The sequence below is a fragment of the Prosthecobacter sp. genome (genome assembly GCF_044227185.1).
Classification (GTDB): domain Bacteria; phylum Verrucomicrobiota; class Verrucomicrobiia; order Verrucomicrobiales; family Verrucomicrobiaceae; genus Prosthecobacter.
Genome location: NZ_JBGAFO010000005.1, coordinates 491102 through 516635, shown reverse-complemented (window position 1 = coordinate 516635; position 25534 = coordinate 491102). Strand labels below are relative to the sequence as shown.

At 62.3% G+C, this 25534-nt stretch carries 21 protein-coding genes; 8 read left to right on the top strand and 13 right to left on the bottom strand.

Features of this window, described 5'->3' with window-relative positions; all coding sequences use genetic code 11:
* Positions 1-33: 33 nt before the first annotated feature.
* Positions 34-519 (bottom strand): TQO small subunit DoxD, encoded by a 486-nt coding sequence (locus tag ACILSQ_RS15005; protein WP_395744458.1) that lies wholly within the window; start codon positions 517-519, stop codon positions 34-36.
* Between the two features lie 236 nt (positions 520-755).
* On the opposite strand from ACILSQ_RS15005, the gene ACILSQ_RS15000 reads away from it, so the two are divergent.
* The 3 genes from ACILSQ_RS15000 to ACILSQ_RS14990 all read left to right on the top strand — a co-directional run bounded on the left by ACILSQ_RS15000 (position 756) and on the right by ACILSQ_RS14990 (position 3175).
* The gene (locus tag ACILSQ_RS15000) at positions 756-1211 is read left to right on the top strand and encodes a Crp/Fnr family transcriptional regulator (RefSeq protein WP_395744457.1); all 456 of its coding nucleotides are present in this window, start codon (positions 756-758) and stop codon (positions 1209-1211) included.
* A gap of 64 nt (positions 1212-1275) precedes the next feature.
* Positions 1276-1674: a DUF3307 domain-containing protein gene (locus ACILSQ_RS14995; RefSeq protein WP_395744456.1), complete on the top strand. Its 399-nt coding sequence runs from the start codon at positions 1276-1278 to the stop codon at positions 1672-1674.
* A gap of 100 nt (positions 1675-1774) precedes the next feature.
* Positions 1775-3175, top strand: a complete 1401-nt coding sequence (locus ACILSQ_RS14990) for an alkaline phosphatase family protein (protein ID WP_395744455.1) — start codon at positions 1775-1777, stop codon at positions 3173-3175.
* A 71-nt stretch (positions 3176-3246) separates the two neighbouring features.
* Here the strand turns inward: ACILSQ_RS14990 and ACILSQ_RS14985 are convergent, their stop codons facing one another.
* The 3 genes from ACILSQ_RS14985 to ACILSQ_RS14975 are packed head-to-tail and all read right to left on the bottom strand — an operon-like array spanning position 3247 to position 5671.
* On the bottom strand, positions 3247-4692 hold the full coding sequence (locus ACILSQ_RS14985) for a trypsin-like peptidase domain-containing protein (RefSeq protein WP_395744454.1): 1446 nt from the start codon (positions 4690-4692) through the stop codon (positions 3247-3249).
* A 59-nt stretch (positions 4693-4751) separates the two neighbouring features.
* Positions 4752-5321: a hypothetical protein gene (locus ACILSQ_RS14980; RefSeq protein WP_395744453.1), complete on the bottom strand. Its 570-nt coding sequence runs from the start codon at positions 5319-5321 to the stop codon at positions 4752-4754.
* Positions 5322-5341: 20 nt separating this feature from the next.
* Entirely contained in the window at positions 5342-5671 is a 330-nt protein-coding gene (locus ACILSQ_RS14975) for a hypothetical protein (protein WP_395744452.1), read from the bottom strand.
* A 125-nt stretch (positions 5672-5796) separates the two neighbouring features.
* On the opposite strand from ACILSQ_RS14975, the gene ACILSQ_RS14970 reads away from it, so the two are divergent.
* Together ACILSQ_RS14970 and ACILSQ_RS14965 are read left to right on the top strand one after the other, a co-directional pair.
* Positions 5797-6606, top strand: a complete 810-nt coding sequence (locus ACILSQ_RS14970) for a ParA family protein (protein ID WP_395744451.1) — start codon at positions 5797-5799, stop codon at positions 6604-6606.
* Positions 6581-7528, top strand: coding sequence for a hypothetical protein (locus ACILSQ_RS14965; protein WP_395744450.1), 948 nt, complete (start codon positions 6581-6583; stop codon positions 7526-7528). Before ACILSQ_RS14970 ends, ACILSQ_RS14965 begins: the two co-directional genes overlap by 26 nt.
* A gap of 18 nt (positions 7529-7546) precedes the next feature.
* Here the strand turns inward: ACILSQ_RS14965 and ACILSQ_RS14960 are convergent, their stop codons facing one another.
* Entirely contained in the window at positions 7547-10114 is a 2568-nt protein-coding gene (locus tag ACILSQ_RS14960; protein ID WP_395744449.1) for a protein kinase domain-containing protein, read from the bottom strand.
* Positions 10115-10304: 190 nt separating this feature from the next.
* On the opposite strand from ACILSQ_RS14960, the gene ACILSQ_RS14955 reads away from it, so the two are divergent.
* Together ACILSQ_RS14955 and rpiB are read left to right on the top strand one after the other, a co-directional pair.
* Positions 10305-10778 (top strand): low molecular weight protein arginine phosphatase, encoded by a 474-nt coding sequence (locus ACILSQ_RS14955; RefSeq protein WP_395744448.1) that lies wholly within the window; start codon positions 10305-10307, stop codon positions 10776-10778.
* Positions 10779-10832: 54 nt separating this feature from the next.
* Complete coding sequence (gene rpiB / locus ACILSQ_RS14950) at positions 10833-12536, top strand: ribose 5-phosphate isomerase B (RefSeq protein WP_395744447.1); 1704 nt, start codon at positions 10833-10835, stop codon at positions 12534-12536.
* 52 nt (positions 12537-12588) lie between these two features.
* On the opposite strand, the gene ACILSQ_RS14945 is transcribed toward rpiB, so the two are convergent.
* From ACILSQ_RS14945 to ACILSQ_RS14930, 4 genes are all read right to left on the bottom strand, one after another.
* Positions 12589-14457, bottom strand: a complete 1869-nt coding sequence (locus tag ACILSQ_RS14945) for a hypothetical protein (protein ID WP_395744446.1) — start codon at positions 14455-14457, stop codon at positions 12589-12591.
* A gap of 34 nt (positions 14458-14491) precedes the next feature.
* Positions 14492-15331 carry a PEP-CTERM sorting domain-containing protein gene (locus ACILSQ_RS14940; protein WP_395744445.1) on the bottom strand — a complete coding sequence of 280 codons (840 nt, stop codon included), beginning with the start codon at positions 15329-15331 and terminating at the stop codon, positions 14492-14494.
* Between the two features lie 74 nt (positions 15332-15405).
* Complete coding sequence (locus tag ACILSQ_RS14935; RefSeq protein WP_395744444.1) at positions 15406-16188, bottom strand: PEP-CTERM sorting domain-containing protein; 783 nt, start codon at positions 16186-16188, stop codon at positions 15406-15408.
* Positions 16189-16362: 174 nt separating this feature from the next.
* Positions 16363-17247 (bottom strand): S1 RNA-binding domain-containing protein, encoded by an 885-nt coding sequence (locus tag ACILSQ_RS14930; RefSeq protein WP_395744443.1) that lies wholly within the window; start codon positions 17245-17247, stop codon positions 16363-16365.
* Positions 17248-17333: 86 nt separating this feature from the next.
* Between ACILSQ_RS14930 and ACILSQ_RS14925 the strand changes: the two genes are divergently transcribed.
* Entirely contained in the window at positions 17334-18203 is an 870-nt protein-coding gene (locus ACILSQ_RS14925; protein WP_395744442.1) for an alpha/beta hydrolase, read from the top strand.
* 17 nt (positions 18204-18220) lie between these two features.
* Here ACILSQ_RS14925 and ACILSQ_RS14920 read toward each other — a convergent pair whose 3' ends face one another.
* From ACILSQ_RS14920 to ACILSQ_RS14905, 4 genes are all read right to left on the bottom strand, one after another.
* Entirely contained in the window at positions 18221-19444 is a 1224-nt protein-coding gene (locus ACILSQ_RS14920) for a PQQ-binding-like beta-propeller repeat protein (RefSeq protein WP_395744441.1), read from the bottom strand.
* A 14-nt stretch (positions 19445-19458) separates the two neighbouring features.
* Positions 19459-20469: a tRNA (adenosine(37)-N6)-threonylcarbamoyltransferase complex transferase subunit TsaD gene (gene tsaD / locus ACILSQ_RS14915; RefSeq protein WP_395744440.1), complete on the bottom strand. Its 1011-nt coding sequence runs from the start codon at positions 20467-20469 to the stop codon at positions 19459-19461.
* A gap of 1580 nt (positions 20470-22049) precedes the next feature.
* The gene (locus ACILSQ_RS14910) at positions 22050-22562 is read right to left on the bottom strand and encodes a hypothetical protein (RefSeq protein WP_395744439.1); all 513 of its coding nucleotides are present in this window, start codon (positions 22560-22562) and stop codon (positions 22050-22052) included.
* 12 nt (positions 22563-22574) lie between these two features.
* Entirely contained in the window at positions 22575-25406 is a 2832-nt protein-coding gene (locus tag ACILSQ_RS14905; RefSeq protein ID WP_395744438.1) for a PQQ-dependent sugar dehydrogenase, read from the bottom strand.
* Positions 25407-25534: the final 128 nt, after the last annotated feature.

Below are 25534 nucleotides of genomic sequence, written 5' to 3'. Positions count from 1 at the left end.
GCCATGTATATCTTCTACGACACGACGTCGCGGTCAGGCCTTTTTGCGGCGAAGAATTCCGTCGAGCGAAAGATTCTTCGCTTTAGCAGTCACCAGGGCGGCGGCCACGATGAGAATGGAAAGTCCGATGTTGCTCACCACTTCGGTGTCATCCGGCAGGGAGGCCAGGCCAAAACCCAGCGCCAGAAACACCAGGCCGGCCGCCAGCAGACCGAACTCAGTGAAAATGCCGATCGCCACCCAGATGCCGACAGGGATGAGGATGTAGCCGATCGTCGCGGCAAAGGCGTCGCAGGCCCACTGCGGCATGAAGCTGTTGTCCGTCATCAGCTTGGCCAGCGGTCCGGTCTTCTTGGGATAATTCTCCAGGCCAAAGCTCACCGTTGGCCCATTCCCCCAGCGGAACTTGTCCAGGCCTGCCATGAACAGACGCAGGCCGACCCAAAGGCGGAGCAGAAGATGGGCATAAGCGTAGCCGCAGCAGCTGCTGCATTTGGAGGAGGTGGGGGCGTCGGACATGGATGAGGTCAGGTTGGCTGGTTGAAGTGAGGGGGCGATTTTGAACCGATGCCCTTGGAAATCCAGCAAAATTTAGGAGGTACAATACTTCATAAAGGTGAATGACCACAGCGGGTGAAAAAGCTGGAGCCTTTGCCCGTTCACCATCGGGTTTCGGCGTCTTCCTCTTCACGAGGCTTGCCATTCCGGGCCTCTAAGCTTAAAAAAGACCGCTTAATTCATCCCACTCTCCCTCTATGAGCTCCCTCTCGTCTCCCAAGCTTCCCGCCCAAGGCATCCTCGAACCCCTTGGTGACGAGGACCGCGACATCCTCAGCGGCTATGGCGAATTCCTCCCGGTGCAGCCCGGTCAGCATCTCATTGAGGAAGGGCAGCAGCAAAACAGCCTCTTCTTCGTCGTTTCCGGAAAATTCCACGCCACCGCCATGCGCGGCGGGCACAAGGTCCTCCTCGGCTCCATCCAGCGGGGAGAGACCATCGGCGAGATCAATCTCCTCGACCCCAACGTCGCCAGCGCCAGCGTCACCGCGGTGGAGTTCTCCCAGGTCTGGCGCATCGATGGCGAGACCCTGGAAAGCTACATCAATGAATACCCTCGCGCCGCCGCCTGGCTGCTCATTGGTGTCGGTCGCACCATTTCCACCCGCCTCCGCGCGGTGAATGAGAAGATCGCAGCCTTCTACAGCGCTTGATTCACCGCGATGTGGCGGATTGTTTGGCGCATGATCAATCGTGCGCTACAGTCCGCCATTCACGATGGAACACCTCTGCATGTCCGGCCTGCTGCCATTTCCTCCGCACACCTCGCTCGAAGCCATCCAGGTTCTCTTTCTCCTGTTCGCCGGTCACGCGCTGATGGACTACCCCCTGCAGGGCGAATTCCTCTCCACCTGCAAAAACCGCCACCTCCTGCTCAAAAGGCAGGACCCCACCCGTCCCGTCGAGATCTGGCCCTGGTGCATGACCGCCCACTGCCTCCTCCACGCCGCCGCTGTCTGGGCCATCACCGGCTGCTTCATCCTCGGCTGCATCGAGCTCGTCCTCCACTGGTTCATCGACTTCGCCAAGTGCGAAAACAAGACCACCTTCATCCAGGATCAGGCCCTCCACTGCCTCTGCAAGATCGCCTACGTCATCGCCGCCATGCTCTATTAAAGTTCGCGGAAAGTTCTCTGTTCGCAGTTCACGGTTCCACGCGTTAATAACCGAGAACAGCGAACCGAGAACCGAGAACCGACAACAGCGAACCTTCGCCATGCAGCGCACCGCCATCCTCAACGTCGTCGGCCTCACCTCCCGGCTCATTGGCGAGCACACCCCGGCCATTCGCGCCTTCGTTGAGCGCAATCGCTCCACCCTCATCGAGCCCGTCCTCCCTGCCGTCACCTGCACCGCCCAGGCCACCTACCTCACCGGCCGCCTCGCTCGTGACCACGGCGTTGTCGCTAATGGCTGGTATGACCGCGACTACGCCGAGCACCGCTTCTGGAAGCAGCCCGAGCAGCTCATGCAGGGCGAAAAACTCTGGGAGGCCCTCCGCCGTGTCGATCCCCAGTTCACCTGCGCCAAGCTCTTCTGGTGGTTCAACATGTACTCCACCGCGGATTTCACCATCACCCCGCGCCCGCTCTATCCGGCCGATGGCCGCAAGGTCTTCGACATCCACACCCAGCCCATGCCGCTGCGGGACCGCATCAAAAAAGACCTCGGCCCCTTTCCCTTCCGCCACTTCTGGGGCCCCGGCTCCGACATCAAATCCTCCATCTGGATCGCCGAAAGCGCCAAGTGGATCGAGGAAAAACACTGGCCCGGCCTCTCCCTCGTTTACCTCCCCCACCTCGACTACAACCTCCAGCGCGTCGGCATCGACATGGAGAAAATCCGCTTCGATCTCCGCCAGATCGACAACGTCGTCGGCGACCTCATCCGCTTCTACGAGACTCGCAACATCAAGGTCGTCCTCCTCTCCGAATACGGTATCACCAATGTCGAGCAGCCCGTCCACCTGAACCGCGTCTTCCGCGAGCGCGGCTGGCTCAGCATCAAAGACGAGCTCGGCCGCGAAACCCTCGATCTCGGCGGCTCCCAGGCCTTCGCCATCGCCGACCATCAGGTCGCCCACATCTACGTCAACGATCAAAGCATCCTCCCCAACGTCCGCGGCGCTTTAGAGGTCACCCCCGGCGTCGCCCAGGTCCTCGGCAAGATGGAAAAACACCTCGTCGGCCTCAATCACGAGCGCAGCGGCGACCTCATCGCCGTGGCCGATGCCAAAAGCTGGTTCACCTACTACTACTGGCAGGACGACAAAAAAGCCCCCGACTTCGCCCGCTGCGTGGACATCCACCGCAAATGCGGCTACGACCCCGCCGAGCTCTTCGTCGATCCCGCCATCAAGTGGCCCAAACTCAAAGTCGCCTCCAAGCTCGCCAAAAAAGCCCTCGGCCAGCGCATGCTCATGGACGTCATCCCCCTCGACGCCACCCTCGTCAAAGGCTCCCACGGCCGCATCCCCGAAGACCGCGCCGACTGGCCCGTCCTCATCGGCGACTTCGACCAGCTCCCCCGCACCGGCATCCTCTCCGCCCACGAAGTGTGCAACCACCTCTTCCGCCTCTGCTCCAGCGGGAGCGGATATTCAAGCGTCTCCCGCTAACCCCGCAGGCTGCGCGTCCCTTTCGAAAGATGTCATGTGGAAGGAGACCAGGTTGACGGAAGCGACTGCGCCTATTTGAAACGCGCTGCCTGCTGCAGAAAGAGATTGTGATATTCCGTGCGGATGCGGATCAGTTCCGGAATGAATTGTTTCAAATACGGAGCCCGGTCCGCATTTTGCATGGACTGCATCTGGGAGGAGGAGGCCTGGGCCACCGTGGCGAAAAACTCGGCGAAGTAAGGCCGCACTCCTTGCGCAGACATCATGGCCTTGTTGCCGCCAAAGCTTCCGGTCAGGCGCTGGTTCACTTTGGACATGGCTCCCGTGATCGACCGGCCCAGCGAGTGGCGGCTTCCTTCAGTCAGCACTTTGCGCAGTTCGAAGTCTCCTTTGGACTGGACGGACACATCAAAGCCTGCGTTGTTGGGCTTGGGATTGAGATAGGATGCGGCCGCCAGTGAGAGGGTGTCCCTGTGAAACGCGCTTAGTTCCGCGGTTGAACTCATCAGGGCGGTGTACTGCATCCTTCTCCATTTGGTGACTTTATCCGGGCGCATGGCAAAGCGCCGCATCTGCTCCCACTTGGTGTTCCGGGCCCAGATGTCTCCTTTGCCTTTGACGAGATAGGTGGAGATGCCGATCACTTTTTTGCTCTGCTCCAGCACCACGGGCCCTCCGCTGTTGCCGGGAACGATTTCACAGCTCATCTCAATGCGGTCGGTGCCCAGGCCCAAAATATTTCCGGGCAGGGAGGTGATGACGTCCCCGCCGAGGCTGTTGCCATAGGCGATGATACGGCTGTTCATGGCGGTGTTAGGGTCGAGCTCCGAGATTTCGTAGGCGCTTTCGCCCTCGCTCAGGGTGACGGGGAAACGCGCCAGATCTTCGAGGCCTGTTTCGGCACCGCCGTCCTGCATTTCGGAAAGCTCCAGTTCAAAGGGCGTGGGAATGATCCTTCCGGAGGCCGTCTTGATGCTCAAAATCTTGGTGGTAAAGCTGCCGATCTCCCCGCACAGCACGTGCGCGTTGGTGTAAACGTAGGTTTTGCCATTCGCCCTGGCAATGAAGCCGGAGCCGTTGCCCGTGGCGTCACCGTTTGCGGTTTTAATGAACACGAGCGACGAGGGATCAAAGGAGGAAACGGCAGTCCCTGCCGAAGACGTGCCTGCTGCAGGTGGGGGTGCGGTCTCCACCGGCTTCTCGGCGGGCCTGGCTTCTTCCTTGGGAGCCGTCGGCATGGCCGCGGCCTCAGGAGCGAACTTCGCCAGCCACTCCTTGGGCAGTGAGGCGGCGGGCACCACTGAGATGCCTGCGTCATGCACAATTTTCACCCCCTGGGGGGTGACTGCCATGACTTTGACGTTCTGATAGACTTTCTTGCCGAAGGCCCCCGGCACCTCAAGCTGGGAAGTCACCTCCTGGGCGTGGCAGAGAGCCAGACCGGACCAGACACACGTTCCTACCATGGACTGGATGAACCTGCGGAAACATGGGATAGGCTTCAGGGATTTTTTCATACAGAAAAATGAAGCCATAGGGTAAGATGATTTTCCCGATGAAGGCAAGTCTTAATTGCTCATTTAACCGGCAATTCCTTCAACAAATTTCTCAGCCTTAGGGAGATCGACTTGGGGCCCAGGTCATACTTTTGCACGAGCTCCGGGGGCAGCTCCTCGGGGAGCACCTTGAGGTTGGCGGCTCCCTCTTCATGAAGGAAGGAAATGGAGTCATCGGTGATTTTGAAAATCTTTGCCTGATGCAGGGGCGGGCGGTTCGCGAGCTTGAGCTCGGGGATGACGGCGCCGATGGCGGATGTGCGCACTTTTTCCACCAGGACTGTCATGGAGTCCGCCAGGTATTTCACATCAGCGGTCAGCCTGCGGTCCTGAGTGTCCAGGAGCTCGCGCTGGCGGATGAGGTCCTGCTCATGCTTCAAGAGTTGATCCAGCTTGTCTTTGGCGGCTTTGAGCTCGGTCCATTCCTGGCGGCGCAGCTCCAGCGTCTCGCGGGCCACGGCGTTCCGTGCGTTCAAATCGGCGAGCTCGGCCTTGAGTTTGTCGAGTGTGGAAAGGTAGTCGCACCCGCCCAGGATGCAGGCGAGCAGGAGAAGAGCCTTGATGAGGGAGTTGAGACGAAATTCAAACACGGGAGGACGGTGGTTGCGGCTTACTTTGGTTGGGCGGCTTTGAAGGCTTCAGCGGCCGGCTTCAGAGTGTTGAACTCGGCTTCAATGGCGGAGAGCTTGCGCTCCCTGGGCCCGTTGACGAATTCCAGCGAGCGCATCTGATCCTGCTTGATGCGGGCCTGCTCCGTGAAGCGGCTCACGGCGTCCTTGCCGCCAAGCGCGGCGATGTCCTTGTCATACTGGCGGACGGCCGCCTCGTCCTGCTTCACGGTGGCGTCGAGGGCAGAGATCTCACGGCGGAGCTCCGCATGGCGTTCACATGAGACGCCCATCAGGCAGAGCACCAGAGAGAAGGGGAGAAGCGGTTTCATGAGATGTGAAGACGCGATATTGCGCGGGGTTAAATCCCCCGTAGAGGAAAACGTTTCCGATTTAATCTTGAATGGTCTGGCGTGCAACTCCTTGCCATTCGGCAAACCCATCCTAGCATCGGCGCGTGATCGCGATTGCAACGGCAAGCCAGAAGGGAGGCGTGGGGAAAACCACGCTGTGCATCAATCTGGCCTATTCCCTGGCGAGGCGCGGCTGGCGGGTGCTGCTGATCGACACCGACCCGCAGGGCGGTGTGGGGCTTTCGCTGGCGAAGAGCACGAAGGCGCGGGAAGGATTTCATGAGTTTCTGGTGCGCGGCGGAGACCTGGGACGCATGGTGGTGTCCACACGGCTGCCGGAGCTGGAGATCGTGCCCGCCGGGCAGTATGACACCTGCGCCAGGCAGGGCTGGGCGGCGCATGAGGTGCCGGCGCGGCTGGCCGACCTGCTGCGCGGCGCGGAAATGCGCGGCGCGGATGTGGTGCTGATGGACACGGCGGCCGGGATGAGCAGCACGACGGAAGCGGTGGTGAAGGCCTGTGACTTTGTGGTGCTTCCGCAGCAGGCGGAGCCGCTGGCGATCCGCAGCGTACCGCACCTGCTGGAAACGCTGGCGCGGTTCCGTGCGGAAGGCGCGGGCGTGCGCGTGGCCGGCATCCTGCTGACGATGGTGATGCGGGAAAACGAGATGAGCCTGAAGGTGGCACGGGAGCTGCGCGACATGCTGCCTGCAAACCTGCTGTTTCAGCAGAGCATTCCGCGTCTGCCCTCGTTCCTCGAAGCGAGTGCCCTTGGCGTGCCGGTGGCCTTGACGAAACGCAACCCGCCGCCCGAGGCGTTGATTTTTGACCAGATCGCCGCCGAGCTGGAGCAACGAACGGGTCTGACCCACGAACGCGAGAAGGAGCATGGCCATGCAAGTCTCATGGATTGATGCCGAGCAGATCAAGGCCCTGGTGGCGCAGATTGCGCCACTGGAGGAGCCGGTGGAGGACTCCGGAGGCGTCATGGAAATTGACACGACGCCTGAAGCGCCGCGCGCCGAGGCCACGACCTGGGGATTTGCGATGGACTGGAGCCCCCCTCCCGCGAGGCCCGCCCCGGCGGCTGTGGTGGCGGAGACGACGTTTGCCGGTTCCATCCAGCCGCAGCCTCAGCCAGAGGTGCAGGATGAAGTGGAACCCGAGACACAGGATCACACGCTGCACAACTCTGCCGCAGCCCTGCCGCTGAGCCGCATCCGGGACAAGCTGCGTGCGATTCGCCAGCGGGCGACCGAGGCGGGGATTCTGACACGCACCAGCGAAGCAGCTCCGCCAGAGCCGGCCCCCATTGCTCCTGTTCCGGTTGAACAGGCTGCCCCAGGCGACGGTGATGCTGCCCCGGCAGAGATTGGCGACGACGCTGCCGACATGCCTGAAACTGCGGCGGAGGGGGAGCCGGAATCGAAACTCAGCGCCGCCTCCTCCCAAACACCAGTGTTTGAAATTCCGCATGGCTCCCGTGAGGTACGTCTGGCTGCATTTGCCGGCTGGGCACGCCAGGTGCTGCATGAGGATGGAGGCCATGTTCTGGTGATGAGCGACGACGGCGAAGTGCTCTGGGGTGGGGAGGCCAAGGCAGGGCTGGTGCTCTCCACCATGATGGCCTGGGGCGCGGCGATACGCGCCAGCGCGATGTCCGCTTGTGAGACGCCGCCATTGATCCATCAGCCGCTGGCTTCCGGGAATGTGCTCACGGTGATCCCGTGTGAAACACCCGAGGGCATGGTGCATGCCGCCGTGGCCGCTCCGGCGGGCCTCAGCCACGAGCAGGCGCACGTGTTGCGCGGGGCTTTGTGCGCGGCGATGGACTAAGCACCGCGATCCGGCCGGCTACTTCTTGAACAGGACCAGTTCGTTGATGCCCCAGTAGTTGGAGGCTGTGCCGAGCTGGGTGACGCGGACGAAGCGGCCCTTGATCGGAGCTTTGAAAACGATCTCGGTCAATGCAGAGCCGTCTCCCTGGGCGGCCGCAGTCCACTGAGCGCCATTGGAAGAAACTTCAACCTTGTATTTGCGGGGATAGTCCTGGCTGCTGCCCTGGCTGTCGAGCGCCAGACCGGCGATGTTTTCCTCGGTGGGAAGTTCGATGGTGACCCACTCGCCGCCCTTCATGGAGACGCCGGTGGCCCAGCGGGAGCCGGTGTTGTTGTCCGTGGCCTTGGAGAGGTCCTCCTTTTTGTGGCTGGCGCTCAGCTTCCAGGCGCCGCGCGGCTCGATCCAGCCCAGTTTGGTCTTGAGGCGGGTGTTGAGCGGCGGAGGTGCCGTGGGCTGGAAGTACCAGTCACGCACGCGACCGTCGATGAGCTGGAGCTGGTCCGGCTTGAGGACGACGGAGTACACAAAGAACTCGGCCAGGTAGCCGCAGAACTGGTCCTGGGGGCCGACATTGGCGCCGCTGCTCTCACGATCACGGCCGATCAGCAGGCGGTTCAGCGGTTTGTAGGGGGCGTTGGACTTGCCGCCGGAGGAGGTGAAGAACTTGCCATCGGCATCGCGCGCGCGGAGTTCGAGGGCGCCCGTATTGGTGTTCCAGGTGATGAAGGCCAGGCAGGCCAGGGTGCCGTTCACATCTTTGGACGTCAGCGTGGGGCTGCCGCCTTCGTGCTTCACTTCGGTCACGAGATTCTTCTTCTCATCCACCAGCAGGGACAGCAACGTGCCGTCATCGTTGCTAAGAGTGAAGACACGCATCGGGAGTTTCGCGGGGTCGGCCTGGAAGGCGATGACAGCGGTGAGGCCTTTGTCATTGGGAACGGGGGCGGCCTTGCTGCCAAAGGGCATGTTTTCCGTCTCATTGCCCGTGTCCGCGAGCTCCAAAATGCAGGGCTTGCCGTTGCGTGGGTGGAAGTCCAGCACGACGCGGCCTGGCTTGGGAGTGCCGCCTTTGGGGGCTTCAGGCCAGTTGACGCGCTTGGGCGCGTAGTCCGGGCTGTTTTGGAAGCTGCGCAGAATATTGTCACCTCCGCGTTCCGAAAGGTCGTGCCATTCGACGACCACTTCGTTGGGATTGGCCGGGGCGGGTTTGCCGTCACCTCCCTTGCGATTGGTCAGAATGCCGGTGCTGCCGACGTAGAAGAGCGAGATGCCGCGGTCCACCGGCGGAAACGCGCGGTCCTGCGGCAGCTGGAAGGTGACCTTGGGCGGATTGGACGAAAGACCAATGGCGGACAATCCAGAAGAGGAGGAGCCGGATTTCTTGCCAAAGAAAAAGCAGCCGCCGATGCCCAGCACCACGACGGCCCCGCCAATGATGGCAATTTGCTTGATGAGCTTCGCATTGGATTTCTCGGGAGCGGAGCTTTTGATTCCAGAGGATGGCCTGTGCTGCGAAGTGGCGTGACCGGGGGAGGGCCGCCTGGGCGCAGGCGCGAGCGGCGTGGTGATGGCGGCGACTTCGACGACCGGCTGGCCTTCCTCGACGATCTCCACGGGAACAACCGGCTCGGCATAAACGGGCTGGGGCTCAGGGGGCGGATAGTAGCCCGTGAGCGGCACAGTGCCGGTGCCCGGAGGCATGTACACGGGCGGGGGCGCATACATGCCCATCCACGGACCGTAAGGCACCATGGTGGGCATCTTTTCCCAGGCGCGGAATTCTTCGATGGCCTGCTGCGCATTGGCGGGGCGGTCCTCCGGCTTCTGCGCCATGAGGCGCGCGCACCAGGCGCCGAGCCACTGCGGCACATGCGGGGCGATCTGATGGAGCGGCACCAGCACATGGTCGATGTGCTTGTCGATCACCTCCGCCATGGAGGTGCCGTCGAAGGCCTTGCGGCCCGAGAGCGCCTCATAAAAAACGCAGCCCAGGGAGTAGAGGTCGGTGCGCTCATCCACAGGCTCGCGGGTGAGCTGCTCGGGCGCCATGTAGTAGATGGAGCCCATCACGGTGCCTTCCTGGTCCTCGGTCTGCTTGCGGGCGCGCAGCCCCGCGCGGGCGAGACCGAAGTCGATGATCTTTGACTGCAGACGGCCGCCGGGGAGGCGCTCCACCTTGATGTTCTCCGGCTTGATGTCGCGATGGAGGATGTGGTGCTGGTGAGCGGCGAGGAGGCCTTCGAGCGTCTGCGAGGCAAGCTCTTTGAAGTCGTCGTAGGGCAGGGGGCCGCGGGAGACCACGTCGGCGAGGTCTTCGCCCTGGAGAAGCTCCATCACCATGAAGAGGCCTTCGCTGTCGCTGGCCACATCGAAGATGGTGACGATGTTCGGATTGCGCAGGGAGGCGAGAGCATCGGCTTCGCGGCGGAGCTCGGAGGCGATGTTTTTGTCGATGTCGGCTTCGTTCGCGGTCAGCAGTCGTTTGACGGCGACCCAGCGCTTCAACTGGCTGTCATAGGCCCGGAAGACGGCACCGACGCCGCCCATGCCGAGCTTCTCATAGATTTTGTATCGTTCCGCCATCCGGGGTTTGAGCGCTTGAAAATAAGATAAACGGAAGCAAAGCCCATGAGCGGCCCATTTGGCAAGCGGGATATTCCACGAAAATGCTTAGGGTGCAGATTTTGCTCGGCCTTTGACAAACGGGGGTGTCGCGACAAACTGAGATCCCGTCGGCTCCGGCGGGCGTAGGAATCAAACCCCGCTCAGCATCTTGAAAAACGTCCTTTTTGTCTGCACTGGCAACACCTGCCGCAGCCCCATGGCGGAAGCGCTTTTCCGTGAAATGGTCAAGGAGCGTGCCGACTACCAGGTGTCCAGCGCGGGGGTCGCGGCGGCGCCGGGCATGCCGGCCAGCAAGCACACGGCCGCCCTGCTCAAGGAGCGCGGTCTGGACCTGACCCGTTTTCAAAGCCGCATGCTGGACCAGCAGACACTGGAGCAGGCGACGCATGTGTTTGCCATGTCCTCCCACCACATGGCCGCGATCGTGGATGAATTTCCCGCGCACTCGGACAAGGTCTATCTGGTGTCCGAGTTTGCCGCCGAAGACGAGCTTCGGGGCAGGGATGTTTCCGACCCCTTTGGCCAGGGCCCCGCGGCGTATGAAGAAACGCTGCGCAGCCTGGAAAAAATGCTGCCCAGCCTGCTCGCCTTCATCGACCAGACCTGGAAGAAAAATGACTGATGACAGCAGTCATCCCCGACCCATCTTCGACCCTCACCCCCCAACGCAACGAAAATGACCAGCACCTCCAACGGCAGCCCTCCTCAGAAACTCGCCATCGCCGCCGATCACGGCGGGGTGGAATTGAAAAATGCCGTCGTCACCCACCTGCAATCCGTCGGTTACGGCGTGGAGGACCTCGGAGTAAACTCGCACGATTCCGTGGACTATCCTGATTATGCGGAAGTGGTTGCCGGCAAGGTGCTCTCCGGCGAGGCCGACGCGGGCATCCTGGTCTGCACGACGGGCATCGGCATGTGCATTGCCGCGAACCGCCATGTGGGCATCCAGGCCTCTCTCGTGAGCGACGCGCAGACGGCCGCCATCACGCGTGAGCACAATAATTCGAATGTGCTCTGCCTTTCCGGCAAAAACACGCCGGAGGAGGCGGCCAGGGAGATCGTGGACACCTGGCTGAAGACCCCCTTCGCCGGAGGCCGCCATGGACGCCGCGTGGACAAGATGAACGCGCAGCCGCACCCGCTCGATATTTTGGAAGGAAGTGATCCGGCCGTCGCCGAGATCATTCGCGGCGAGCAGGAGCGCCAGCAGGACCACATCGAGCTCATCGCGAGCGAAAACTTCACCAGCAAGGCCGTGATGGCCGCGCAGGGAAGCTGCCTGACCAACAAGTATGCCGAGGGCTACCCTGGCAAGCGCTGGTACGGCGGCTGCGAAGAAGTGGACAAGGTGGAGCAGCTCGCGATCGACCGCGCCTGCGAGCTCTTCGGCGCGAAGTTTGCCAATGTGCAGCCGCACTCCGGCTCCCAGGCCAATGCCGCTGTCTATTTCAGCGTGCTGCAGCCCGGGGACAAGGTGCTGGGCATGAACCTGGCCCACGGAGGCCACCTTACGCACGGCAATCCGGCCAATTTCTCCGGCCGCTTCTACCAGTTCTCCCAGTACGGTGTCAGCGCCGAAGACGAGCGCATCAATTATGATGAACTCGCCGAAGTGGCCCTGCGGGAGAAGCCCAAGATGATCACCGCCGGCGCCAGCGCCTACCCGCGCATCATCGACTTCAAGAAGATGAGCGAGATCGCCAAGAGCGTGGGCGCTTATCTGTTTGTGGACATGGCGCACATTGCCGGACTCGTGGCCGGTGGCGCGCATCCATCCCCGATGGAGTACGCCGACTTCGTCACCACCACCACGCACAAGAGCCTGCGCGGCCCGCGTGGCGGCATGATCCTCACCAACAACGAGGACCTCTTCAAAAAGATCCAGAGCCAGGTCTTCCCCGGCGTGCAGGGCGGCCCGCTCATGCACGTCATCGCGGCGAAGGCGGTGTGCTTTGGCGAATGCCTCAAGCCCGGCTTCAAGGACTACACGGCGCAGATCGTCAAAAACGCCCAGGCGCTCGCCGCGGCGCTCATCGAACTCGGCTACCGCATCACCAGCGGCGGCACGGACAACCACCTCATGCTCGTCGATCTCCGTCCGAAAGGCCTCAATGGCAAAATCGCCAGCGAGACGCTGGACAAGGCGGCGATCACCGTGAACAAAAACGGCATTCCCTTCGACACTGAGAAAATCACCCTCGGCGGCGGCATCCGCGTCGGCACTCCGGCAGTCACCACGCGCGGCATGAAGGAAGCCGAGATGAAGCAGATCGCCGCCTGGATTGACCGCGCCCTGACGAACAAGGACGACGCCGCAGCCCTGGCCGAAATCCGCAAGGAAGTCAGCCAGACCAACAAGCGCTTCCCGCTGCCTTGAGGCGTGGGTGAATGACGATTCCTCGTGGAGCGCCTGGCAACGGGCGCTCTTTTTATTTCTCCCCCACGCTCCCCAGCAACCCGTTCCCCAGCGAGACTCGGTTGCGCCACGGATCGAAGAGAGTGTGTTCTTCGGGGAGGAGCTGGGTGACGTCGATCTGCTGGATGAGGGCGCTGGTGCGGTCGATCTTTCCGGCGGAGGCGATGATGCTGGCGAGGACGGCGGCCTCCCCCTGATGCCAGCGGTACTGGGGCAGGGGGATGAGGAGGCCGGCTGCTTCGAAGTGATTGCCTTGCTGGTGCAGGGCCAGGGCTTCGAGGAAGCGCAGATACACATTGTCCGGCGTGGTCTGGCGGCGGCTGCGGATGACAGCGAGCATGCCATCCACTTTTTGCCCGCTGAGGAGACTGAGGTAGATGAGGGACTCCTGGATGGACTCATCCTGCATGGCGGGGCTGCCAATGAGGGAGCGCATGAGGATGTCCAGCGGCAGGCGGCCCTGGCGGGCGCTGCGCATGATGGCCTGCATGGTTTTGGCGCGGTCGGTGGAAATATCGAGCGCGGTCGCGAAGGCGCTGGCCGCGAGGGTGGGCAGGGTGTGGTCGATCGCGGCGCAGCCGACGGCGTAGCAGTCCAGGGCGCGGTTTTCACGCTGGGAGGCGACGAGGGCCTCATTGAGGAGGATCTCGACGGTGTGGCTGCGCGACATGCGCTTCTGCAGGGTGGCGAGGGCCTGGGCCACAGCGCGGGAGCGCGGCAGCAGGGGAGCCTCGCGTGCGGCGTTCATGGCACCGGCTTCGCGCCAGCTTCCGAGTTCGAGAAGAGAGTCGAAGCGGCGGGCAAAGAGCCGGGGCTCGGTAAGGGCTTCGCGGTCGCTGATAATGGAAGTGACGAGGGAGTGTTCGTTTTGCGACTGGAGGTAGGCGGCCACGTTTTCCTTGTCCTCGGCGCTGAGGCCGCCGCTCCAGGCGATCTCGTTCTGGTAGTCGGTGCGGAGCTGGATCTGGTCCGCCGTGGAAAGCTGAAGGGGAAGGGCGAAGCGCACGGCGGCCAGGCGGTGCTGCACGGGAGTACCGGGCAGGTTGCGAAGAATCTGGGCCATGTGCGTGCGGTGCACGGTGCTGGAGACCGGCAGGGAGGCCATCTGCCGGGCGAGAGGAAGCACATCCTGGGCGCGGCCCGAGCTCATCCAGTGGCGCAGACTTTTGAGCAGGCTGGCTTCGATGCGTCCTAGGAGCTCGACGGGCGTTTTGGCCGCGGAGGCTTTGCGGACGAGGTCCAGGACGATTTCCACATCGCAAGGTGCCTGGGCGGTGAGCTTGTCGAGGGTGTCTGCCACGGCGGCAAAATCTCCGGCTTCGCGCCAGATGGCGAGCCAGGCGTATTGAGCCTGGGGCATGGCCTGGGCTTCTTTGGAAATGTTGGAGAGGACGGCCTTGGCGCCGGTGAAATCATGGAGTTTGGCCAGAAGGGCGGCGTGGCCGGCGTAGTCGGCATCCGTGGCGAGACCGAGGGCATTGAGGCGGTGGTAGCAGCGGCGGGCATCCGCCGGAGAAATATCCGCGGCGAGAGTGGCGAGCGCGCGGAGGATTTCCGGGTTGTCCGGCGAGCGCTCGGCCTCCGCCTTCAATGAGGCAAGCGCGGTGTGCTGCTGGCCGCTTTGCAGGGAGCGCTGGACTTCCTGCATGGGATCGGCGGACCAGTCGTGGTGCACGCCGCCACGGGGAGCGAACCTGGCGGTCTTGAGGATGATGGCGGGAGTGATGATGGAAAGGGCGATGATGGCGTAACGAACCAGGGCAAAGCGCTCGAAGGGATCGCCATTGCGAAAGCGCAGCTCTTTCTGCCTGATGGCGGCGGTCGGGTCTGGCAGGGCGGCGGGCTGCCACCAGCGGTCCAGGCTGGTGACATGGCTCAGCACGGGGTGTGTGCTACGGCGCCGCCTGGGGCGTGGCTCAGGCATGCAGACCTCCCTGGCGCTGCCGCCGTAAAATGAAAGCTCCCGCCGCACTGAGGAGCAGCATTCCCCGGCCGGGCTCGGGGGCCGAAGCCAGACCCACAAAACGCAGGCCATCGATCCACAAGGAGTTTTGCCCGCCATTGGCCTCGCCCATGGTGGGCGTGGTGGAGGCCACCAGCGACTCGGTGGTGTCTCCCAGATTGGCCACGGAAGTTCCGGTGGTGATGGTGCTGGGCAGGATGTTTTCAGAACCGAACACCGAGGCGACATTGGCGGCCACCAGACCAGGGGCATTGTCGTGACCGATGGCGTGAATGAAGCCGCTGGTGTCGCTGTTGCGAGAGGGGGTGCTGGAGGAGATCCACACGGTGTCGCCGTTGTTGCCGATGGAGATGTTGCCGTTGATCTTGGTCTCCGGGCTGTCGAGAGCGCCCTGCCCGGCCACGAGCTGGATGCCCCAACTGCCATTGAGCGGGTCATACCCGAGGCTTTGGGAACCGAGGTCCGTACCCGCGACGACAAGCAGGGTGCCGGGCAGGAAGGCGGAGAGCTGGGCATTGTCCAGGGCCTGCTGCAGCGTGGACTGGTCAAAGTGGAACACCCCTCCGAGCTGGGAGGTGGCATCGTTGCTGTCACCAAAAGTGAGTGCGGCCAGACTGGAGGCCGTGGTGGTCTCGGTGATGACAAACTCGATGAACTCGTCCTTTACCATCTTGGTGCCGGGTCCCACGCTGCCGCCGCCATTGTAGTATTCATTGACCATGATGGCTGCGCCCCAAAGCTGCGCTGGCAGCAGGGCAAGGCATCCGAGGACAATGACAAGACGGGAGGTCACGGTCTCCCTAGATTATCCGGCGATCTTAAGCAATCAAGCCTAAATCCATATTTATCATAAAATATATAAATATACTAACGGTGCCGCCTGCGACGCCGAAAGGCCGCTGCCATTCCCAGCAGCAGGAGGACCGCCCTGGAGGGCTCCGGTGCCGCATCAATGGAAGGAACGACCGGCCCCCAGTTGTCACTGTTGGCTATGGCGTCCAGCCACTGCGCATTGGTGCCGCCACTGGTCAGCAGTTGCTGGATGGCGGGCGCGTTCATGTTCAAGGCCCAGGCGGAGTGGTTGCCGTCTGGATCGCCATGAAAGGAGAAATTGGTCTGGGCAAAGGCGGTTTTGCTGGCTTCAGACAAACCGAGGGGAATATCGCCGGTGAGGGAGTCTTGGGAATCCGAAAACCCGGGATAATCAGCACTGCCCATGTTCAGGGCGTAGATGAAGTGGGTGGGATTCAGGAGGGGATTGTCCGTGGGACCTTGGAAGGCGTAGATCTGGTCAGACTCGTAGTCGAGGGCGAGGTCGCTAAAGACCGCGTAGCCATCCACCTGCCCGGGAATCAATCCGCTGTTGGTCCAGGTCCAGGCGCTGTTTACCACATTGCTGGTGATCACGCTGCCGGTGGCAATCGATTGATTCAGAGTGAGCTTGAGCAGGGATTCATTGCCAGCGCCCTGGGAGGGGTCCGCCCCGTTGAAGGCCCCCAGGCTGCTGCTCCAGCCATTGTTGGTGAAGTAAATGACTTCGCCTGCCGAGAGGGGATTCAGGGCCATCACGGAGATCGTGTCTTGGTAATCATCGTAGCCCACGATGGCGAGATCCGACGCAATCACGGCGGCTTCCACTTTCCCGAGCATGGCGAAGCCCCAAAAAATTAAAAAAACGGTTCGGGGACATCCATTTATTAAGGACTTCATGAATAATTAGCCCTCAATGTATCTTTATTTATAAAATAATCAATATTGATTTACAAATATGCGACATGCGGCCCCGGGGGGAACCTGTCTGGAGCGCATGCTTCAGTGGAGGAGTTAATCCCTTTTGCCCGAGGGCTCCCAATCTCCGGGCTTGGCTGTGCGAAGGTCGATGAGCGCGATGCCGGGGCGGGTGAACTCAATGCGGCGCTGTTTGTAGAGAGCGCCGAGCGCCTGCTTGAAGGCCTTCTTGCTGGCCTCGAAGTGGCTGCGAATGGCTTCGGGTGGGCTGTCGTCATCAAAGGGCAGGCGACCGCCGCTGTTTTTGAGGGCTTCGAGAATGCGGTCCGTCAGGGAGGCGACGCGCTGATAGCCGGAGGCGTCGAGGCTGAGGTCGATTTTGCCACCGGGATGGACGGCGCTGACGAAGCCGTTGATCTTTTGGCCGGTCTGCAGCGGGGAGCCGATGTTGCTGTGGTAGAGCAGGCCGATGTGGGAGCCTTCGACAATCGCATTGTAACCCAGTGGCGTGCGGGCGGTGATGAGGAGGGAGACGGGCTGCGCGGGCTTGAAGGGCGGGCGCTCGCGGCTGAGGTGCCGGTGCAGGCGGGTGGTGGCGATGATGCGGTCGGTTTTTTCATCGAGCATGATGAAGGCCACGACCTTGTCGCCGACCCGCACTGGGTCCGCCTGTTCGCGAAAGGGCAGCAGCAGGTCCTTCGGCAGGCCCCAGTTCAAAAAGGCGCCGACATTGCGGTTCACGCTGACGACTTCCAGCGTGGCAAAGTCACCCACCATGGCAAAGGGCTGCTCCGTGGTGGCCACCAGGCGGTCCTCGGAATCGCGATAGATGAAGACGTCCAGGGCATCGCCCAGGCCGGTACCCTTGGGGATGTAGCGGTTCGGCAGCAGGATTTCGCCATGATCACCGCCGTCCAGATAAATGCCATGCGGCGTGCTGTGAAGGACGGTGAGGGAGTTGCGTTTGCCAATCTGAGCCATGCAGCGCAGACTAGACGCGGCAGCGGAGCAATCCAGCGGCTACTTTACGTTCATCACTATCCCGCATCCCGACCACAACCACTCTCATGAAATACCTCGCCTTCCTGCTGCCAGTCTTCCTGCACTGCACCACGCTCCGCGCCGAGGAGCCGCAGCCGCTTGTCATCCACCTGTGGGAAAAGGGGGCGCCGGGGTTTGAGAAGTTGAAGGATGAGCCGGAGGTGATGAAAGGCACGTCGGTGACGCATGTGAACAATCCATCCATCACCGTTTTCCCGGCACCGAAGGACAAGGCGAATGGCGCGGCGGTGCTCATCGTGCCTGGTGGCGGCCATCGGCAGCTCGGGTTTGGCGGTGAAGGCATGGAGCCCGCGAAGCTGCTGAACAGCCTGGGCGTGACCTGCTTTGTGCTGAAGCACCGTTTGCCGCGCGAGGAGGGCTCCCCTTACAACCTCGACATCCACCCAAAACAGGACGGCCAGCGTGCGATGCGTGTGATCCGCACCCGCGCCGCCGAGTGGAACCTGGACCCGAAGCGCATCGGCATCCTGGGCTTCTCCGCCGGTGGCGAGGTGGTGGCCATGGTCGTTTACAGCCCCACGGCGGGCGACTCCGCCGCCGCAGATCCGATCGACCGCGCCAGCAGCCGTGCGGATTTTCAGATCTCCATTTATCCCGGCCCGCTCGGCGTGCCCGCAGGTCCCATTCCCGCCGATTCACCGCCGGCCTTCTTCCTCGTGGCGAATGACGACACCAGCCATGTGAAGCCCATCCTGGACCAGCTGGCCCAATACGAAGCCGCCAAGCTTCCCGTGGAGGTACACCTGTATGCGCGTGGCGGCCATGGCTTTGGCATGGGCGGGCGTTCGAAGTTTAACTCCATCAAGACCTGGACCCAGCGCATGACGGACTGGCTGGCGGACAGCGGGTTTCTGACTCCGGCGGGGGCGAAGTAAGGACACTCCCCTCTGCTCTACTTCACCTTCACCGCCACCAGCTTCTCCGCATCGCGGGCGAAGAGGAGGCCGTTGGAGAAGGCGTCGTGGCTGCGGTGGCCGGCGCGGGTGATCTGCGTGCGCTGGAGGAGGTTGAACTTTTTAGGGTCGGCGGTGAAGATCCAGAGTTCGCCGGTTTCGCTGTGAAGGAGGATTTTGTCTCCCACCAGCAGCAGGGTGCCGCCGGGAAGGTGATCCGAGGCCTCCCAGGTGACCTTGCCTTCGGCCACGTCGATGCAGCGCAGTGTCATGCCAGTCTCCTGGCGGCCATGCAGGCCGAAGATGTGGCCGCTGTGGTAAACGGGCGTGGTGTAGTGGGCGTCGAGGGTGTCGGCTTTTTTCCACAGGTTGGTCAGCTTGTATTCGGCCTTGTTCCACTGCCACAGACCCGCGCCGACATCGTAGGCGGCGGTGAAAAAGAGCCGGCCTTCCCCGCAGGGCACAGGGGTGGCGGCGTTGACGGAGGCGTCAATGTTGGCGCGGAAGAAGTCGTCCGCGAGGATCTTGCCATCGCTGGTTGCGGCTAGAATCACGCCGCGGCGGGTGAAGAAGGCGCTCACGCCCGGGTCCCCAGGGACAAGAATGGGGGAGGAGTAGCTGGCCTCGTCATCAGTGGCCTGCCAGAGGAGTTTGCCGGTGGCGAGATCCAGCGCGATGATGCCAGCGCCGCCCTGGGCGTTTTTCCCGCCGACATTGAGGAGCACTTTGCCCTCGGTGATGAGCGGCGAGCAGGCGCGGCCAAAGTAGCCCTGGGGTGACCCGACCTCGGCGACGGTGTCGTAACTCCAAAGCAGGCGACCGGTGTCAAAGTCGAGCGCCTGCACGACGCCTTCGGGCCCGTGTGTGATGACTTTGCCCTCGGCGATGCAGGGGACGGCGCGGGGGCCGTTGTCGAAGCCGAAGCTGTCGCGATAGTTCGTGGGGTAGGTCTGTTTCCAGAGGGGTTTGCCATCGGCGGCGTCGAGCGCCTCGGTGACGATTTCATGGCCCTGGCGGTGAGTCACGATGACACGGTTCTTGCTGACGGCTGCGCCGGCGTGGCCGCTGCCCAGCATGCGCTTCCAGACGATCTCGGGTTCGGAGCTGCCGGTGATGGCGGGCTCGTCTGAAGCGGTGCAGGTGCGCTGGGGACCGAGGAACTGCGGCCAGTCGCCTGCGTGCAGGGCGGAGAATGCGCAGAGGAAAAGAAGGAACGGGCGCATGGGGGAGGATGGGTTTAGCTGACGAGGGAGAGATTCGGATCCACGTCCGCCTCAAGAGGCGAGGTGTGGCCGATGCGGAAACGCTGCGCAGCAGCGAAGGCGATCATGCCGGCATTATCGGTGCAAAGATCGGGCCGTGCGAGCAGCAGTTGCAGGCCGGCTTTGGCACAGCGTGCGGTGAGGGCGGCGCGCAGGCCGCGATTGCAACTGACGCCGCCGCTGACGGTGACGAGCTTTTCGCCGCATTGCCTGGCGGCGAGCACCAGCTTTTCGACCAGGACTTCCACGATGGCTGCCTGAACGCTGGCGGCGAGATCGGCAAGCGTCTGCTCGTTTTTCAGATCGAGGCGCGGGAGCTCATAGAGCACGGCGGTCTTTAAGCCGCTGAAACTGAACTCGAGGCTGCGGCCATCCAGAAAGCTGCGGGGGAAGGCGAAGGCGGCGGGATCGCCACGGGGGGCGAGTTTGTCGATCTCCGGTCCACCAGGGTAGGGGAGACCGACCATCTTGGCGACTTTGTCGAAGGCCTCGCCAGCGGCATCGTCCCGGGTGCGGCCCAGCAGCTTGTAACGGCCGACGTCATGCACATGGACCAGCATGGTATGCCCGCCACTGACGATGAGGGCGATGCAGGGGCGCACCGGGCCCTGACCGTCCATGAACGGAGAAAGCAGGTGGCCCTCCATGTGATTTACAGCCAGAAAGGGCTTGGTTTCGGCAATGGCGAGGGCCTTGGCCATGGAGGTGCCGATGAGCAGCGAGCTGACCAAGCCGGGGCCGCTGGTGGCGGCGAAGGCGGCCATGTCGCCGAGCGTTTTGCCGGCTTCCGCCAGGACCTGCTGAACGAGGGGGCGGACGTGGAGGATGTGGTTGCGCGAGGCTACCTCCGGCACCACACCGCCGTACTGGCGGTGGATCTCGATCTGCGAGGCGATGCGGCTGGCGAGAAGGTCCCCCTCCAGCGTGCAGATGGCCGCCGCGGTCTCATCGCAGGAGGATTCAAGGGCGAGCAGGCAGTCAGGCATGGCGGGGCATCCATGGAGTAAAAACTGGAGACCGGCATCCGGAATCCGGAAAGGGGCACAAAAAAGCCGCCGTCCCCTGGTTGGGTAGGGAACGGCGGCACGTTAGGCAGTTTCCTGTCTGGTTAGCGCTTGTGACCGTCTTTGCATTCGGCCTTCGCTTTGGCGTCGCACTTCGCACATGCCTTCTTAGCTGGAACAGGATGCGTGAAACATCACGGACGCAGCGACAGAACAGTGGCAAGACGGATCATGAAGTGATCGCACGTAAGTAACATAATCAACCGCACGAGGCGGTGGATCACTTACTTGCCGGTGTGCATCGGCGGTGGCGGCGGCGGCGGAGCAGGCTGCTGGCAAGCGGAGAGAACGGCGGAAGCCGCGATGAGGGTAAGGATAGCGATTTTCATGTGTGTGTATGGGTGTTAAGCGTTTGACAACCAAGCCGCACTGGGCGGCAGACTACTTACTTGCCGGTGTGCACGGGGGGCGGCGGCGGAGGAGGAGCAGGCTGCTGGCAGGCGGAGAGGACGGCAGAAGCCGCGATAAGGGCGAGGATAGCGATTTTCATGTGTGTGTGGGTGTTAACCAGTTTGCTAAGCTTCCCATCCACCAGACTCCTGGCAGCGGGATTTTTCGAGATTAACGACAACTTCTGTTTTTGCAAACATCCAAATGCATTCTCTGCTTGGTTTTGATGAAAAGTCATCCATACGGACCGCTTTCGCCGAGGCCGTAAGCGGTGCCAAAAACCTCGCCATCATCCTCGGTGAAAAAGATGCGTAAAGGCCGGCAGCAGACTTCACAGTCGTAGTCCACGTCGCAGGGAACCTCATTATAAGAAGGAGAAGGGACCTCAAACTCCTGAAAACAGCTTGGGCAGGTGACGGGTGTGGTGTGCATCAATGATGACCATGAAACGTTTCAGAAGAGTCGCTGAAAGCAGCTTTTTTGCGGGCGCAAAATGAGCGCTTCAAAACACCAAAAGCAGCGCAGTTTGAGAGGTCAAAATGAGGCACTCAGGGTTTCCCTGAAATTTGGTTTTGGCGGCTGGAGGCGGGCGAATGAGGGATGAAAGGCAGGGCCTACGCATGAATGAAACGCCTGAGTATGAGGAGTAGAATTTGGCGTCTTGGAATGCTTCCGCTGTACAAAATGCCATAATGGATGACGAAGGGCAGCGCCGAAACTTCAACCGTTTCAACTATTTCAACGCCTGGGTAGACGCGAACAGTCCGCCAGGTGGGAAGTCCCTCCGGCATGTCGGCAGGGCCTATAGCGGTTTGCAAAATTCATTTCCGGGAGGCCTGCTGTTTCTTGCCCCGCAGTCTTGGAACTTCGACGGTGGATGGGCACGCCCCGCTTTGCCTCGCGCTGGACATGCGCACGCTCAGCGCACGGTAGGGGAGGCTGGCCCTCCAGCCTCCGCCGAACGTCTCCACGCGTGCTTTTCGGAAATCAATTTTGCAAACGGCTATGCCGATGAACACCGGCAAAAAGCCTGGCTGTAACAGAATACTCCGTCCCCTGGCTAACCGCTTCATGCGTAAGCCCTGGATGAAAGGGATCACGAAAAGAGCCATTCAGGTGACTGAGTGAGCGCGGCGCCAAAGGGTGCGGATGGCTAGAATGATGCTGCCAATGAATCCTGCGCCATAGCTTGTCAGATGGGCGGCTGCCGCAGCGAGGAAGCGCGCTCTCAGGTGAGGAGGGATTTTTGTGCCTGTAAGGTCGGCAAGGTAAACAGGGTCGCTGCAGCGGCTGGAAATCCAGGTGATGAAGCCGGCAAGCGCCGCGCAGCCGGCCATGACGGCGAGCAGGCACAGGATGGGGCGCCGAAACTGCCGCCAGGGCAGCTTCGCCCGCCTGCCGGCCCGTGCGGCGATGGCAAGAGGGACGCCGAGCAGCACTCCCACCCACCACGTGGCAACGACACCCCAAAACAGGCCAAGAACGGTGGGCGAGGTGGACAGAATCAATCGCGGGTGAGCGATGGTGAAGTATTCCAGGCAGACGCGTGCGGTGATCTGATCGTGAACCACGCCGTAACTCACGGCGGCCAGTACGGAGAGGAACACGATGGCGGCGAACTGCATGGGATGGGTTGCTTACTTTAAGGTAGAAAGGTGGGCCAGGAGATCTGCCGCCTCCTGCGGGGTGAGGAACTGCAGCAGGCCTTCGGGCATCAGCGACACCGGCTGCGGCTGCTGGCTTTTGACCTGATCACGCGCGATTGTTTGTGACTGGCCGGTGGGGAGCTTGAGGGTGATGGTAGCGTCGGCGGGATTGACGAGGAAGCCGGTCTGTACGCTGCCGTCTTTGAGCGTGATGACCCAGGGTTCGTAACCCTTGGCGATGACTTTGGATGGCTGGTGCAGGCCTTCGAGGATCTGCTCCCGCGTCAGACGTGTGCCAACCTGGCTCAAGTCCGGCCCAAAATCCCGGCCGGTGCCGTTCACGATGTGGCAGGCCAGGCAGGTGGCGAGTTTGCCGGTCATGCTAAGGAGCACCGCGCCGCGCTTTGCATCGCCGGGGAGGGCGAGGAGTTTTTTCGCGTCGAAGTTCGGACCGAGGGTTTTGACGCGCTGATCGGGGGGGAGGAAGCGCTCGAAGAGGGAGGAGATGCTGGGATCACCGCTGGCCATGGCGGCTTTGACGGCAGCTTCACGGGCGGAGGGTGCCAGCCCGTCGTTGTTGATGACCATCATCAAGTGCATGGGAGTGGGAAACCATCGCAAAGGATCGGAAGCGGGATCGCGGGGCATTTTCTGGCGGGACTCGAAGAGCGAGACTTCGTTTTCGAAGGTCAGACGGCTCTTCGTGTCATACTCGACGACGTAGCTCACCCCGGACGCCGTGTTGCTGGCGGGGAGATCGCTGATCCAGTCCCAGAGCAGGCGCAGGCCATCGGGATCGGGATCGCGCGCGCCGATCATGGGCATGTGCCCGCTGCCGGTGCGGGCGATGCGATGGAGGAGGATGCTGCGCTGCGGTGCCAGGGGATAAATCACCGCAGGGTCGCGGATGCCCAGATCGCCCCGGGTGGGCTTTTCATACAGCGTCATCGTGTCCGCCGTGGGCAGGTCAAAATTCACCATGAGCGGAACGCTGCCGCCACCGTGACGGCGGTGGCAGTGGGCGCAGTTCGCGTGGAGCCAGGAACGGGCGCGGGATTCGAGGAGGGCTCCCTCGTCATGGCTGGACACCAGATGCCGGCTGTGGCGCTCCAGGAAGGGGCCGTCAAACAAGCTGGATGCCGAAGCGGGATCTTTGCCGGCGATGCGGGTGAGCTGGTCTGACTGGAAGCCGAGGGCGAAGCCGCTCCAGTTGTTATGGCAGCGGGCGCACTCGGCGCGGGCATGAATGCGCCAGGGCTGCTTTTGCACATTGAACTCGGCACCATCGATGGCGACGAGGTCGGCATCGGTGCCCTGGTCATTCCAGCGGTAGGAGTAGCCGTTCCAGGAGTCGCCATCAAAGTGGAGGACCTGGGTTTCGATGCGTTGCTTTGAATCAGGGGAGGTGAGGGTACGGGCGAAGACGGAATCGACGGGCCACTCGATCTTGAAGTCGGGTTTGGCGGGATTGCCGCCGAGTATGGTTTTGATGCGGCGGCCTTCAGGGAGGGCGATGAAGCGCGTGGCGGTGGCACCGTCCTGCCACATGGGCTCGGCGATCTCAAAGGGGAGCACGCCTGCGGCGGGGGTTTGCGCGGCGGTGTCGGTGAAGAGGCCGGTGGCGCTGAGCTGGTGGGGGAAGGGGTTCGGTTTGCCGACGGCGGGGTTCGGGCTGAGTCGGTGGATGGTGGTGTCCTTTTCCCAGTTCATCCAGTACAGCTCGCCGTCTTCGCTCTGGCCGAAGGTGGAAATCTTGTGCGGCGTGTCGGCGATTTCATCGCGACGGGTGACCTGTTTGCCATCGTGCCAGAGCGCCCAGATCTTGCCGGTTTCGTAGTCGCCGTAGATGTAGGCGCCACGCAGTTCCGGGAAGCGTGTGCCGCGATACACATAACCGCCGGTGATGCTGGCGGCCTCCGTGTGCGGATGGGCGGCCACGGGCGGAATGATGGGCTCGGGGCGCTGGGTTTCGGGCTTGATGGGCTGGCTGGCCTCGTAGGCGCTCCAGCCGTGATTGCCACCGCGCTGCACGAGGTGGATCATCTCCCACAGCTCCCAGCCCACATCGCCGCACCAGAGGCGGCCCTGGTCATCAAAGCTGATCTTCCAGGGATTGCGAAAGCCGAAGGCCCAGATCTCGGGCATGGCCTTGGGCGTTTTCAGAAAGGGATTGTCCGGCGGGATGGCGTAGGCTTTGCCGTTTTCCTCGCGATTCACATCGATGCGCAGGATGGAGGAGAGGAGGTCGCTGATGTCCTGGCCGGTGTTCAGCGGGTCAGGTGGGGAGGGGACTTCGGCATCGCCGGTGGAGATGTAGAGCATGCCGTCCGGGCCGAACTGCAGGGAGGCGCCATTGTGGCCGCCGCTGCGCCAGGTGAGCAGGATGGTTTCCGACTGCGGATCGAGCACGGGCGGCTCCTGCTGCGTGAGCTTGAAGCGGGAGAGCTTGGTGCCGTCCGGGACTTTTTCACCGTAAGCGTAGGCCAGGAAGACGAAGCCGTTCTCCTTCCATTTCGGGTGAAAGGCGATGCCGTAGGCGCTGTGCATTTCGGGGTGTGCCGCCTTGAGGTCGATGACGAGGGTGGTGGTGGCAGTGTCCGATGTGTCAGGGAAGCTCCATACCTTTCCCTGCCGCTCCACCGCCGCGAAGCGGTGCGCTCCGGGAATGGCGATCATCTCCAGGCCGTTTGACATTTTCACCTGCGGAAAAACTCTTTCCGCGACGTAGGGCTTGGGCGCCTCCGGCGAACCGTGAATGTGGGAAGTCGTCCACTGGGCATGCGCGGAGGTGAGGGCGAGGAGGCAGGCAAGGGCGCGAAGCATGCGCGCATCATGGAATGAACGGGCGGTCTCCGCCAAGCCCGAAATGATTCTGCTTTCGCCGGCAATGGTCTCGGGCGAGCGGCGCAGGGCAGTTGGGGCTTGTGCTGCGAGGCGGGGTTTTGCTAGTC